Annotated in this window: 9 protein-coding genes; 4 read left to right on the top strand and 5 right to left on the bottom strand. The window is 65.1% G+C overall.

What is annotated here, in order from left to right; translation table 11 throughout:
- Positions 1–28: 28 nt before the first annotated feature.
- A complete protein-coding gene (locus ABWL39_RS10065; RefSeq protein ID WP_367789939.1) occupies positions 29–3,487 on the bottom strand; it encodes an EAL domain-containing protein in 3,459 nt (1,152 codons plus the stop codon).
- 114 nt (positions 3,488–3,601) lie between these two features.
- Between ABWL39_RS10065 and ABWL39_RS10070 the strand changes: the two genes are divergently transcribed.
- Positions 3,602–3,805: a heavy-metal-associated domain-containing protein gene (locus tag ABWL39_RS10070; protein ID WP_367789942.1), complete on the top strand. Its 204-nt coding sequence runs from the start codon at positions 3,602–3,604 to the stop codon at positions 3,803–3,805.
- A 348-nt stretch (positions 3,806–4,153) separates the two neighbouring features.
- Here ABWL39_RS10070 and ABWL39_RS10075 read toward each other — a convergent pair whose 3' ends face one another.
- Positions 4,154–6,112, bottom strand: coding sequence for a PhoX family phosphatase (locus tag ABWL39_RS10075; protein WP_367789945.1), 1,959 nt, complete (start codon positions 6,110–6,112; stop codon positions 4,154–4,156).
- A gap of 377 nt (positions 6,113–6,489) precedes the next feature.
- Here ABWL39_RS10075 and ABWL39_RS10080 point away from each other — a divergent pair, with 377 nt between their 5' ends.
- From ABWL39_RS10080 to ABWL39_RS10090, 3 genes are all read left to right on the top strand, one after another.
- Entirely contained in the window at positions 6,490–7,908 is a 1,419-nt protein-coding gene (locus ABWL39_RS10080; protein WP_367789948.1) for an alkaline phosphatase, read from the top strand.
- Between the two features lie 16 nt (positions 7,909–7,924).
- Positions 7,925–9,301 (top strand): alkaline phosphatase, encoded by a 1,377-nt coding sequence (locus ABWL39_RS10085; protein WP_367789985.1) that lies wholly within the window; start codon positions 7,925–7,927, stop codon positions 9,299–9,301.
- A gap of 80 nt (positions 9,302–9,381) precedes the next feature.
- Complete coding sequence (locus tag ABWL39_RS10090) at positions 9,382–10,065, top strand: hypothetical protein (RefSeq protein ID WP_367789950.1); 684 nt, start codon at positions 9,382–9,384, stop codon at positions 10,063–10,065.
- Positions 10,066–10,138: 73 nt separating this feature from the next.
- On the opposite strand, the gene ABWL39_RS10095 is transcribed toward ABWL39_RS10090, so the two are convergent.
- The 3 genes from ABWL39_RS10095 to ycaC all read right to left on the bottom strand — a co-directional run bounded on the left by ABWL39_RS10095 (position 10,139) and on the right by ycaC (position 13,368).
- Positions 10,139–11,047: a LysR family transcriptional regulator gene (locus ABWL39_RS10095; protein WP_367789953.1), complete on the bottom strand. Its 909-nt coding sequence runs from the start codon at positions 11,045–11,047 to the stop codon at positions 10,139–10,141.
- 218 nt (positions 11,048–11,265) lie between these two features.
- A complete protein-coding gene (locus tag ABWL39_RS10100; RefSeq protein ID WP_367789957.1) occupies positions 11,266–12,606 on the bottom strand; it encodes a patatin-like phospholipase family protein in 1,341 nt (446 codons plus the stop codon).
- 135 nt (positions 12,607–12,741) lie between these two features.
- Positions 12,742–13,368, bottom strand: a complete 627-nt coding sequence (gene ycaC, locus ABWL39_RS10105) for an isochorismate family cysteine hydrolase YcaC (RefSeq protein WP_367789960.1) — start codon at positions 13,366–13,368, stop codon at positions 12,742–12,744.
- Between the last annotated feature and the right edge of the window lie 90 nt (positions 13,369–13,458).

The following is a 13,458-nucleotide window of genomic DNA, read 5'->3' on the forward strand; positions in this document are numbered from 1 at the left end:
CTGCTGCGCAATGTGGGGATTGCATATTTCAATACTCGATGAGGGTGTCGATAGGCAAAGGCTTTGCAATGCCGTAACCCTGCGCAAAGTCCACGCCGATGCTCTGCAGGCGGGCGAGAATGCCGTCGTTCTCGACAAACTCGGCGATGGTCTTGAGACCCATCACGTGGCCGATGCTGTTGATGGCTTCCACCATCGCCGTGTCGATCGGGTCCTGCAGCATGTCCTTGACGAAGCCCCCGTCGATTTTTAGATAGTCGACCGGCAGGTGCTTGAGATAGCCGAAGCTCGACATGCCGCTGCCAAAGTCGTCCAGTGCAAACCGGCAGCCGAGCGACTTCAGCTCGCGCACGAACTGCGAGGCACGGTTCAGGTTGGCGATGGCGGCCGTCTCCGTGACCTCGAAGCAGATCATGCCGTGCGGGATGCGATATTCGTCGAACATCGGCTTGAGGATGGCGAGAAAGCCGTCGTCGCCGATCGACGCGCCGGACAGGTTGATGGCGCAGACGGCGATCTTTGGCAGGCGGGTGCGGTTTTCGGCCAGGAAGTCGAACACATGGCGCACGATCCAGCGATCGATGGCCGGCATCAGGTTGTAGCGCTCGGCGGCTGGGATGAAGCTCCCCGGCGGGACGGAATTGCCGGACTCGTCGATCATGCGCACCAGTACCTCGAAATGCGCCCCGTCCTCGGCCGTGCTGATCGGCTCGATGCGCTGGAAATAGAGCTGGAAGCGGTCTTCGTTGAGCGCCTTGTGCAGGCGGCCGACCCATTCCATCTCGCCATGGCGCTGGGCGACCTCGATGTCTTCCGCATGGTGCACATGCACGCGGTTGCGCCCCTTCTCCTTGGCCAGGTAGCAGGCGGTATCGGCCGCGCTCATCAGCGCCGCGTGGTCGAGCTGGCTGCCGGAGAAGCTCACGAGGCCGATGCTGGTGCCCACCGAGAACAGCTTGTCCTCCCAGGCAAAGTGAAAATCGGCGACGACCGCCCGCAGCTGCTCGGCGATGCGCGAGGCGACCGTGGTATTGCAGCGTTCGAGCAATACCGCGAATTCGTCGCCGCCCATGCGGGCGAAGGTGTCGGTCGTGCGCAGCTGCGCGTGCATCAGGCCGGCCAGCTGCTTGAGCAGCTCGTCGCCGGCAATGTGGCCGCAGGTGTCGTTGACGATCTTGAACTGGTCAAGGTCGATGTAGAGCAGGGCGTGGAGGTCGCCCACATGGTGCTGCGTCAGCAGATGCTTCAGCCGATGCTCGAATTCGCGGCGGTTGAGCAGGCCCGTCAGCGCATCGTGCGTGGCCTGGTAGGTGAGCTTGGCCGCCAGCTCGCGCGACTGGCTGACATCGCGGAACACCAGCACGCCGCCGATCAGCTGGCCATTGCGGCCCCGAATCGGCGAGGCACTGCCCTCGATCGCGAATTCCTCGCCATCGAGGCGGATCATCTCGGTGCGCGTGCCGTAGCTGACCGGGTGGCCGGCCTTGAGTGCGGCCAGAATCGGGTCGGGCAGCTGCTCGTGGCTGGATTCATCCACCACCTTGAAGACGAAGGAGGAGGGCTTGCCGATGGCTTCGGCGGCCGACCAGCCCGTCAACTGGATGGCGATCGGGTTGAGGTAGCGGATATTGCCGTCGGTATCGGTGGTGATCACGCCTTCGCCCAGGGACTCCAGCGTGACCTGGGCGCGCTCCTTTTCCTCGAACAACGCCGCCTCGGCCAGCTTGGTGGCGGTGATGTCCCGCCCGGTGCCGCGGTAGCCCTGGAACTGGCCCTGCTCGTCGTAGGAGGGGGTGCCGCTAGTGCTGATGTAGCGAACCTCGCCGCGAGGCATGTTGAAGCGGTAAACGAAATCGCGGAAGGCTAGGCGCTGGCGTACCGCGTGGCGATTGGCCGCTTCCGCCTGTGGGTCGGCCTCGTAGCCTGGCAGTTCCCAGCGGCGGTGGCCCAGCACCTGCTCCGGCTCCAGGCCGAGGAGGTCGAAGGCGCCCCGGGAGAGCTGGGTGATGCGGTATTCGACATCGGCTTCCCAGTGCCAGTCCGACGACAGCTCCGTCAGGTCGCGCACCATCTGCCCGAGGTCGCGCATCGTGCGCTGCTCTATGCGTGCCTTGCTGATGTCGCGCACGAGCTGGATCTCATGGCGCCGCGGGATCTCGTCCAGAGCCTGGGTGCGGATGTCCAGCCAGCGAGCCTCGCCGTTGATGCTCTGTTCGACCTGGAAATCGGCCGCCTGCCCGGAGCTGATGCGGTGCTGCAGCTCCGCCAGGTCGCCTTGCCGCAGCAGGCCCAGCTCGCTCAGCGCCTGCCCGGCGATGCTCTCACCACTCTGGCCGAGCAGTGCGGCGGCAGTCTGGTTGCAGGCTTCGACCTGACCATCGCGATCGACGAGCAGGACTGCGTCTGTGCTGCGGTCGAGCGCGGTCTGTTGCCAGTGCCCCCGCAAGCGCTGCTGCTGCAGCTGGGCGCGCAACTGGGCCGCAGTCTGCTGCGTCGTCAGGTAACGGCGGCGCTGGCGCCCCTGCAGCCAGGCTGTGGCGGCACTGATAACGAGGCCCGCCAGCAGGATCAGCCAGCTTGCCGTATCCGGGCCGCTCGCCAGCGTGACGCATTCGACGCGCCAGGGGCGGCCATGGAGCGCGAACGAGGCCACGCCTAGCGGGGCGCCGCCACGCAGGCCAGGCAGCTCCGGGCTGTGGAAGATGGGAGTCAGGCTGTTGTCGGTAGTCGGCCCGAGTATGCGGATGCCGAGATCGACGCCATGGGCCATGTCGGCGAGCTGATCGTAGCGCTCCGACAGGTCGAGGTTCATCAGCAGCAGGCCTTCCACCTGCGTGGATCGGGCGCCGGACGCGGCGCCATAGGTCAGCGGCAGGCCGATGGAAACCTGCTGTGCGCTCAGTTTATCGAGCCCTTGCCCCTGCGGAAGGGTGAGCGGGCCGTTGCTCAGGTCGGCTGCCCGCAGGCCGCTGCCCGGCGCCAGCAGATCGGTGCCGAGCCGCCGGTCGTGGTTACGTGGCGGCACCAGGTAGGTCAGGATCAGGTAGTCGCGACGGCCAGCCGTCGCCACGAGCTTGACCTCCGGGTAGCCGATGCCGTTGAGCGAGGCATCCTGGCGCATGCTGGCCTCGAGCTGCGGCAGCTCGTCCGTATGGGCCAGCTGCGCATAGCCGACGCTATCGACCTCGGGCAGGCGGTTGCGCAAGCCAAGCTGATGGACCAGGCGATGGAACTCGATGCGGTTGATGCGGCCGTCGGCCGGCATCAGCAGGCGTAGCGAATACAGCACATCGTTGGCGCGTGCCGCGCGGGTCTGCAGCTCGTCCGCGATGCGTACGGCGAGCATCCTGGCGGCCGTCTGCTGGCGGGTATCGATGCCGTGCTGGTATTGCCAGGCGAGCCCCGCGCTGATCATCGCCCCGGTGGCAAAGGTGAGACCTGCCGCCAGGCGCGCCCGAGCCAGCGAAGATCGGTTGTTATTGTTCACTGCTGTCACCGGCAAGGTCATCCGAACACAAGTCTTGTCGATTATAGTTTGGAAAGCGGGAACGTGAGCCCCCGGCGCGGCATTCGGCTACGCGGGGGCAGTCAGGAGGAAGGGATGCGAACATCCGTTTTCAAGGTTTCGGGCATGAGCGGGCCGGAGTGCGTGCGCAGCGTGGTCAACGCGATTCAGGATCTGCCCTGTCTGGGGCTGGTCGAGGTGTCGCTGGAGCGGGCGGAGGCCAGTGTCGAACATGGTGCGATGCTGTCCGAGGACGACATCCGCCAGGCGATTGTCGATGCCGGCTTTGAGGTGGAGTAAGGTGCGGGCAGGTGACTTGCCTGTCGGGCCCGATGGCGTGGTTTGAGGTGCTTGTGGCTGCTTTGGTCAAGGCACCGTTGGTTTGGGTAAATCCAGGCTCGACCGTTCCGTCTGGGCGCCTGCAGCCGTCCCAGATAGGGGCTTGCTGGCTTGGGCAGGCCCAAGCTCAGCCGTTCTGCCTGTGCCGTCCTGCGGATGTCCCAGATAAGAACTTGCTGGCTTGGGTAAACCCAAGCTCAGCAGTTTTAAAAAAATCGCCGGCGGGGCCGGCGAATCAACAGGAAAAGACTCTCTCGAGCCAATGCCGGCGCGGCTTCCAGCCAGGCTGAGCACCGCGCCAGTATTGCCTTACAGGCCGATCACGCCGCCATCATCCTTCTGGATCACGAGGGTGGCCGAGCGTGGGCGGCCGTTGTCGGGCCAGCTGCTGTAGCGGGTGGGGTGCTTCGGGTTATTGAACTCGGTTTTCTCGTCGAGCGGCTCGCCCGGGTGCTGGATGTTGACGAACAGCGTCCTGCCGTCCGGCGTCATGGTGAAGCCGGTCAGCTCGCAGCCCACCGGGCCGGTGAGGAAGCGCTTGACCACGCCATCGGCCGGGTCGACGGCCAGCACCTGGTTGTTGCCGAAATGCTGGTGCTCGGCGCTCCTGGGCGCGTGCTCGGGGTGGAACATGGCGCTGGTCGAGACATCGGTCTCGATCCACAGCACGCCGCGGCGGTCGAAGGCGATGCCGTCGGGTGCGCTGAACAGGTCGCCCTTGATATTGCCCTGGTTGCTGGCGATCTGGCTCGCCGGGTCGCCCGCCATGACGAAGATGTCCCAGTTGAAGCGGGTGTCGGCTGCATCGCTCTCGCTCCAGCGGATGATGTGGCCGTGGGTGTTTTTGGCGCGCGGGTTGGCCTTGTCGGTGGCTTCGCGCTTCGAGTTGTTGGTCAGCGTGCAGTACACCTGCCGGGTCAGCGGGTTGACGGCGATCCATTCGGGGCGGTCCATCTTGGTGGCGCCTGCCGCATCGGCCGCCTGGCGTGTGCGGATGCAGATTTCGCCCTGGTCCTTGAACGCTGCGAGCCTGGGGTTGCCGGTCGTCAGCGGCAGCCATTCGCCCGAGCCGTCGTCGTTGAACTTCGCGACATAGAGCGTGCCACGGTCGAGCAGGTCGAGGTTCTTCTTGCGGTCGGTGGCGTCGTACCTGCCTTCGCTGACGAACTTGTAGATGTATTCGAAGCGCTCGTCGTCACCCATGTAGACCACCACGCGGCCATCGGCCGCCACGGTGACGGCCGCGTTCTCGTGCTTGACGCGGCCCAGCGCGGTGCGCTTGACCGGCATTGCATTCGGCTCGAACGGGTCGATCTCGACCACCCAGCCGAAGCGGTTTGGCTCGTTCGGGTGCAGGCCGGCGTCGAAGCGCAGGTTCAGGCCGCCGGCCTTGGTCCACTCGTAGCCGTTGCCCTTCATGCTGATGCCGTAGCGCTTCTGGTCCGGCGTGATGTCGTCGCTGTAGTTGGTGAAATAGCCGTTAAAATTCTCTTCGCAGGTCAGGTAGGTGCCCCACGGCGTCATGCCATTGGCGCAGTTGCCGAAGGTGCCGAGCACCTCGTCGCCTTGCGGGTTGAATTCCGTCTTGAGCAGCGCATGACCCCTGGCCGGGCCGCTGACGCGGATCGGCGTGTCGGCGGTAATGCGGCGCGCGTACTTCGACGGGCGCTTGACCGACCACTGGCGATTGGCGCCTTGCTGGACCTCGAACACCGAGACGCCGTGCGCATTGATTTCCTTCTGCACCTGCTCCGGCGTGTGGCTGAAGCCGGGCTCGGCCGGATGCAAGAGGCCGCGGTCGATGTATTCGTGGTTGACCGCCATCAGGCCGCTGGCCGAGCTCTGCGAGCCGAACGGCAGCGGGAAGTAGCTCATGCCGTCATGGTGCATGCCAAACTGCAGGCACTGCTCGTTCGCGCTGTTCGATGCATCGGCGATGAAGGCCGGGCTGCCCAGCGTGTCGCCGATCGGGTCGCCCCAGCGGACGAACACATGGGCGCTGTAGCCCTTGGCCACGCGCACGCTATCGGCAAACGAGGCGGCAATCGGCGTGAAACCGAGCGGGGCGCGGCCACCGGCTGCGGCCGGGCCGCTGGCCTCGGTGCTGGCGCAGGCGCTCAGGCCGCCGCCGAAGAAGCCGGCCGCCATCGCCGACAGGCCGCCTTGCAGCAGCTGGCGGCGCGACAGGCGCGCACCGAGCACGGATTCGAAGGTCGGGTTGGCGGATGGGTTCGACAGGCCTTCGTCGTCGATGTCGTATTTGCTCATGGGCGGGTTTCTCTTGATCTGTTGGCGGGTGGGGATGCCCGTCTGGCGGGGCGCTCGGGCGGCAGTGTAGGTGGGGCGTGTTGCGCGAAGATGACAAGTCGCGGCGCTGGCGCGGCGGCGGGGCCGCAGGGCTTGCCGGCTGCGGCCGGTGCCGGCACGGCTGGCTTGCGATCGAGCCGGGCGCCTGGCGGCGCGAGGGGTGCAGCCATGCGAATCCGGTAATCAAGGGGTGCGGCTTGCTGCAAATGCAGCCATCGATCTGCCGTGAGCCCGGCCATGTGCGCGGCGTGTGCGCTGTCGCAGATGTTTCATGGAACGGTAACGTGCGCGAAAAATTCGCCTCGTATTATCCGGGCCGTCCTAACAAAGGAAACACCATGAAACCAACTTTGATTGCGAGCCTGCTCGCCACGGCCTTCGTGCTGGTGGCCTGCAACTCGAACGATAGCGAGCAGACGTCGGCACAACCGAAGAACGTGATCTTCTTCCTGGGTGACGGCATGGGCATCAACACCATGACCGCCTCGCGCATCTACGCCGCTGGCGAAGATGGCGAGCTGACGATGGACACGCTGCCGGAAACCGGCTTCGTGAAAACCTTCTCCAACGACTCGCAGGTGACCGACTCGGCACCGTCGATGTCGGCCTACATGACCGGCGTCAAGATGAACAACGAAGTCATCTCGATGTCGGCCGACACCAAGGCGATCGACCCGAACGTCGCCGCCGGCACCGGCAACTGCGGCACCGGCAACGGCAAGCCGGTCGCCACGATCCTCGAACTCGCGAAGGCCGCCGGCCGCGCGACCGGTGTGGTCACCACCACCCGCGTCACCCACGCCACGCCGGCCGCCACCTATTCGCACGTCTGCCACCGCGATGCCGAGAGCGACATCGCCGCGCAACTGGTGCCGGGCGGCACGGGTTACAACACCGCACTCGGTGACGGCGTCGATGTCGTGTTCGGCGGCGGCAAGCAGTTCTTCACTACCACCGATGCGGGTGGCAAGCGTACCGACAAGCGCGATCTGACGGCAGAGCTGAAGGCCAAGGGCTACAACGTTGCGCTGAGCCGCACCGACTTTGACGCGATCGACCCGGCCAAGGCGGCCAAGGCGGTTGGCCTGTTCACCAGCAGCCACATGAGCTATGACCTCGACCGCGACAACGCCAAGGAACCGAGCCTGTCCGAGATGACGCTGAAGGCGCTCGGCATGCTGCAGAAGAACAGCAAGGGTTACTTCCTGATGGTGGAAGGCGGCCGCATCGACCATGCGCTGCACGAAACCACGGCCAAGAAGGCGCTGCAGGATACCGTCGCTTTCGACAACGCGATCAAGGCCACGATCGACGCGGTGAAGAAGACCGATCCGGAGCTGAAGAACACGCTGATCGTTGTCACCGCCGACCATGACCACACCATCGTGCTCAACGGCTATGCCAAGCGCACCGGCAAGACCACCGCCACCAACCCGGGCGTGCTCGGCCTGCTGCGCAACTACAACGATGGCAGCGTCGCCAAGGACCTGGACGGCAAGCCCTTCACCATCATCGGCTTCGGCAACGGCGAGAACCGCCCGGCCGGCAACCGCGGCGCCTTCGCCGACCTGACCGACGACATCGTCTTCGCCAACACCTACCACCAGGAAGCGGTGATCCGCATGCCGGCAGGTGCCGAAACCCATGGCGGCACCGACGTGTTCATCGGTGCCACGGGCATGGGCGCGGACCAGTTCTCCGGCTTCATGGACAACACCAAGGTGTTCTCGCTGCTGCGCACGGCATCCGGCCTGTAAGCGCCGATTGATAAGGATAGCAATAATGAAACAACGCATGATTGCCGCGAGCCTGCTCGCGCTCGCACTGCCGATGTCGGCCCACGCCGCCGGCGAAGCCAAGAACGTCATCTTCTTCCTCGGCGACGGCATGGGCCCGACCACCGTCACCGCCGCGCGCATCTACAAGTACGGCGAAGCCGGGGCGCTGAACATGGAGCAGCTGGCCCGCACCGCGCGCATCAAGACCTTCTCCAACGACGCGCAGACGACCGACTCAGCACCGTCGATGGCCGCCTACATGACCGGCGTGAAGATGAACAACGAAGTCATCTCGATGTCGAGCGACACCAAGGCCATCGCGCCGACGCTGCCTGCCGGTACCGGTAATTGCGGCGCCGGCAACGGCAAGGCGGTCGACACCATCCTCGAGCTGGCCAAGGCCAAGGGCAAGGCGGTCGGCTCGATCACCACCACCCGCATCACCCACGCCACGCCGGCCGTGACCTACTCGCATGTCTGCCACCGCGATGCCGAGAGCGACATTGCCGTGCAGGCCGTGCCGGGCGGCGCGGGCTATAACGCCGCGCTGAAGGATGGCCTGGATGTGCTGATGGGCGGCGGCAACAAGTTCTTCCTGCCGCCGGCAGCTGGCGGCGTGCGTGTCGATGGCCGCAACCTGGTCGATGAAATGAAGGCCAAGGGCTACGCCTATGCCTCGACCGGCACCGAGCTGAAGGCCGTCGATGCCAAGTCGACCAGCAAGCTGTTCGCGCTGTTCCACAAGGACCACATGGACTACGAGCTGGACCGTGTGAAGAAGAGCCTCGACCAGCCCAGCCTGGCCGACATGACGGTCAAGGCGATCGACGTGCTGAGCAAGAACCCGAACGGCTACTTCCTGATGGTCGAGGGCGGCCGCATCGACCATGCACTGCACGGCACCAACGCCAAGCGCGTGATGGAAGACACGATTGCCTTCGACGACGCCATCAAGGCCGCGCTCGGCAAGGTCGACCTGAGCAACACCCTGGTCGTCTTCACCGCCGACCACGACCACACGATGACGATCAACGGCTACTCGAAGCGCGGCAACCCCATCCTCGACATCTCGCGCAACTACAAAGATGGCCAGCCCGCGAAGGACGCCGACGGCAACACCTACACCACGCTGGTATTCGGCAACGGCCCGAACCGCAAGGACGTGCGCAGCAGCATCGTCTCCGGCGACACCGACAAGACGCAGGCGCTGCACGACGATTACCTGCAGGAAACCGGCGTCCGCCTCTCCAGCGAGACGCACGGCGGCGGCGACGTGATGCTGGGCGCCAGCGGTGCCGGTGCGAAGGGCTTCAAGGGGACGATGGACAACACCAAAGTGTTTGGCCTCCTGAAGTCGGCATTTGGCTTCTAAGCACGGATAGCAACAACAATACCTAGTCGAAGCACTTGAGGCAGTCGTCCGACGACTGCCATCTTTTTTAGGGGAAGCCCATGAAACGCATTCTTCTCGGCCTGGCGCTGGTGCTGGGCGCACCGCAGGCCTTTGCCGCCGCCACGACGGACACCGCCGCCACAATCAGCTACGAGTTCCGCTCCGTCAGCAGCGAAGGCGTCACCAAGGAAACCCGCTTCCAGGAACGCCTGTACCGCGCCGGCAACCAGCTGTGGACCGAACGCGTGCTGCCCAGGCAGGCCGCGCACGACAAGCAGGACAAGGACCACGCCGACCACGAGCACGACCTGGCGCTCGGCGCTGCGGCCAAGTACATCGTCCGCGACGAGCGTGGCCAGCTGAACCTGCAGTTCGTGCGCGTCGAAGACAAGATGATCATCCAGACCGAGCCGCGCGATTACCCTGAAGTCGGTTTCGATGGCTCGTGGGACAGCGCCTACTACCTGATCAACCCGGCGCAGCTGAAAAAGATGCAGAAGCTCGCCGCCAAGGCGCCGGTCGCCAATGCGAGCTGGTACGAGCAGAAGACCAACACCTATGTCCGGCGCGTGCTGTGGGCCGACGACAAGCAGATGCCGCTGCTGATCGAAACCAGCTCGCGCGACGGCAGCCGCTACAGCAAGACCACGATCGCGCCGGAGAGCCTGCCCGCCGCGAACCAGTTGCCGTGGACCCGGCTGGCGAGCTATCAGCGCCGTGCCTACATCGATCTGCTCGATTGATGGGTACCCGCATCGGCCACTGAGAGAAAGCCGCGGCAGCCGCCGCGGCTTTTTTCATGGCATGGGCAGGTGTTCAGTCTTCCTCGACCGTGGCGAACTGCTCGGCCAGATGGTCGATCAGGCTGCGCACCGCCGGGATCAGGCCGCGCCGCGACGGGAAGGCGACGTGGATGATCTCCCGCCGCGGCGCCCAGTCGGGCAGCAAGCGGATCAGGCTGCCGTTCGCCAGCTGCTCGCGCACCATCATCAGCGGCAGCTGGACCACGCCGACCCCCGCGGTGGCCGCCTGGCGCAGCGTCAGCATGTCGGTCGTGACAAAGCGCGGGGAATGGTGCTGGGCGGCCTGCGCCCCGTCGGGGCCGAGCAGCGTCCAGACGTGGCCATCGGCCGGCGGCCCGTAGCCCAGGCTGGGCCACGACACCAGGTCGGCCGGGGTATCCGGCATGCCGTGGCGCGCGAGCAACGCCGGGCTGGCCACCAGGCACTGAGCGGCATAGCCGAGCACGCGCATGGCCAGATCGCTGTCCTGCAGCGGTAGCGGCCGCACGCGCAGCGCCAGGTCGAGCCCCTCGGCGACGACATCGACCGCGCGGTTCAAGACCGAGAGCTGAACATTGACGCTCGGGTAGTGTGCGGCAAAGCCGACCAGCATCAGGCCGACATGGGCGTGCAGCAGCGCGATCGGGCATGACAGCCTGACCGTGCCGCAAGGCTCGGCATGGGTCGATTCGATGATGGTCTGCGCGGCTTCGGCCTCGATCAGCATCGCCTTGCAGCGACCATAGTAGGCCTGCCCCAGCTCGGTGACGGCAAAGCTGCGGCTGGAACGCTGGATCAGTCTGGCCCCGAGCCGTTCTTCCAGCATGGCGATGCGCCGGCTCAGCTTCGACTTGGGCACGCCCAACGCGCGGCCAGCCGGCGCAAAGCCGTGATGGTCGACCACCTGGACGAAATAATAGAGATCATTGAGGTCCTGCTGCATAGCGATGCACCATTACGATGGGTAGGGCGGTGGATGGGACGATGAGGGCTTAATGGCCCGATTTTTGTGCTCATCGTCTCATCTCGTCTGCACGAAAGCCAGACGAGGTGGCGGGGCGGCCGGGCGCAAATGGCTCTGGTGGTCAGGCACAAGGCACCATGCCTGTCAATCGACGCGGCGAGCCAGGCGTGGCGGGCACCTCGCCAGCTACCCTAGGATCAACGTCCGCGCGCTAGGTCGTTCATCAGGCGCTGCCACTCGGGCGAGGCCTGCAGCTCGTTTCTGGCAAACGCCTTGAGCGCCGCAATCTGCTCCGGTGAGATGCTCAGCGACGTCTCGATGCCTTGCAGGTCGGGCAGCTTGGTGTGTGCCTTGGCGGCACCGAGGTTGATTTCGATGACGTAGAAACTGCTGTCCACCGCATAGGTGTCGCCCACCTCGGCGCGGCTCGCCTGCTTGAGCTCCTCCTGCCAGCGCTTGGTCGCGGCACGCAGCTGTTCGACGCTGACGCTCGAATGGAGGTCGATCGGGATATTGATCAAGGCCCTGAGCTGGCGATACAGCCCCGGGGTGTTGGGGTTGTCGTCTTCCGGCAGATCCGGCGCCGTCTGCGCGTTGACGACGATGAACACCCGCTTGCGGATGCCGTGCATATTGGCCGCCCTGGCGGTGCCGATGATGCCGCCGCGTGCCTCGACGATTTCGAGCGGCGTCTTGACCCCGGTGTTGTCCGACAGCCCGCCGTCGAGCAGGTGGACATAGGAGCGGCTGCCCACGCGGCTCTTCAGCGGCAGCGGGGCGCCGTGCCAGGGGCAGTCCTCGGTGTGGTTCCACAGCGTGATCGGCGACAGCACGATGGGCACGGCCATCGAGGCCGCGACGGCCCGCGCCAGCGGAAAGCTGCTGAGGTCGGAGCACAGTAGGTCGAACTGATCCTGGCTGAATTCGAACCGCTCGCCGAGCTTCATCTCGGTGGCGTTGATCAGCAGCATCGGGCGCGACATCGGCAGGTCGCCATAGGTCTTGTCGTGGAAGACCTGCTCGTTCAGCACCTCCTGCAGCATGTCCGCGCGGCCAAAGCGGCGTGAGGTCTGGCGCCACAGCCCGCGTGGCGACAGCAGGCGCCACTGCACCTTTGATTGCAGGTCGGCACCCAGCACCTGGCTCTCGAAATTGGTGAAGGTCTGGTCGCGGTTGAGCGTGTAATAGGCGGCGGTGAGGCTGCCGCCCGACACACCCGTGATGAAATCGACCTCGTCGAGCAGGCGCTTGTCCTTGCCTTCCCAGTGGATCGGGGTGCTGGCCAGCGTTTCGAGTACGCCGTAGGAAAACGCCGCTGCACGATAGCCCCCGCCAGAAAACGACAGCACGATCAGCAGGCTGTCGCTGTTGTCCTCAGTCGCCAGGTTGCGCACCGCGTAGCGCGGCTGAAAGCTGTCGGTATCGAGCGGGCGATTGACGAAGTAGTGCTCACTGGCACAGCCGGCCAGCGCAAACAGCAAGGCAAGCAGGGTCGTCCGGATGGCAACGGTCCTGTAGGACAGATAGCGGGTCAGCATCGGTATTTTTCTACGGAAGAGAGTGGGGCGGGAGTTGCCCCCAGACCGTCTGATTGTAGTCTGCCGCCATCCTGCCCCGAAATAATCGGCAACGCCGCATGTGCCGGTGCACCCGCGGCGTTGCCTGCATGGCGGCTACTTGCCCGATTTCAGCGTGGTGTAACTGGTGATCAGGTTGCGGTAGTCGGGGATATGGTTGGAGAACAGCGTGCCGAGTCCTTCGATGTCGTTGCGCCAGTCGCGATGCAGCTCGCAGGCGACGCCGAACCAGGCCATCAGCTGCGCGCCGGCGGCCGTCATGCGGTCCCAGGCCGACTGGCGCGTGATCTCATTGAACGTGCCGGAGGCATCGGTGACGACAAACACCTCGTAGCCTTCTTCCAGGGCCGACAGCGCCGGGAAGGCCACGCAGACTTCGGTCACCACACCAGCGATGATCAGCTGCTTCTTGCCGGTTGCCTTGATCGCCTTGACGAAGTCCTCGTTGTCCCAGGCGTTGATCTGGCCGGGCCGGGCGATGTAGGGCGCATCGGGGAACATGGCCTTGAGCTCCGGCACCAGCGGGCCATTCGGGCCGTCTTCGAAACTCGTGGTGAGGATGGTCGGCAGCTTGAAATACTTCGCCAGGTCGGCCAGTGCCAGCACGTTGTTCTTGAACTTGTCGGGGTCGATGTCGCGCACCAGCGACAGCAGGCCCGCCTGATGATCCACGAGCAGTACTGCCGCGTTGTTCTTGTCGAGACGAACGTAAGGTTTACCCATGATGCCACTCCTTAGATTGGTGAATTGAACGTCCTTGCCGCACCGGGCGGGCTCATGCACGGCGCCGAGCCCGCTCGCTGCTGGCGGTCA

Source organism: Chitinivorax sp. PXF-14, from assembly GCF_040812015.1.
Classification (GTDB): Bacteria; Pseudomonadota; Gammaproteobacteria; order Burkholderiales; family SCOH01; genus JBFNXJ01.

Excerpts from the sequence above, each read along its gene's own strand:
- ABWL39_RS10080 (WP_367789948.1), top strand. The coding sequence starts at position 6,490 with ATGAAACCAACTTTGATTGCGAGCCTGCTCGCCACGGCCTTCGTGCTG.
- ABWL39_RS10075 (WP_367789945.1), bottom strand. The coding sequence starts at position 6,112 with ATGAGCAAATACGACATCGACGACGAAGGCCTGTCGAACCCATCCGCC.
- ABWL39_RS10100 (WP_367789957.1), bottom strand. The coding sequence starts at position 12,606 with ATGCTGACCCGCTATCTGTCCTACAGGACCGTTGCCATCCGGACGACC.
- ABWL39_RS10090 (WP_367789950.1), top strand. The coding sequence starts at position 9,382 with ATGAAACGCATTCTTCTCGGCCTGGCGCTGGTGCTGGGCGCACCGCAG.
- ABWL39_RS10095 (WP_367789953.1), bottom strand. The coding sequence starts at position 11,047 with ATGCAGCAGGACCTCAATGATCTCTATTATTTCGTCCAGGTGGTCGAC.
- ycaC (WP_367789960.1), bottom strand. The coding sequence starts at position 13,368 with ATGGGTAAACCTTACGTTCGTCTCGACAAGAACAACGCGGCAGTACTG.
- ABWL39_RS10070 (WP_367789942.1), top strand. The coding sequence starts at position 3,602 with ATGCGAACATCCGTTTTCAAGGTTTCGGGCATGAGCGGGCCGGAGTGC.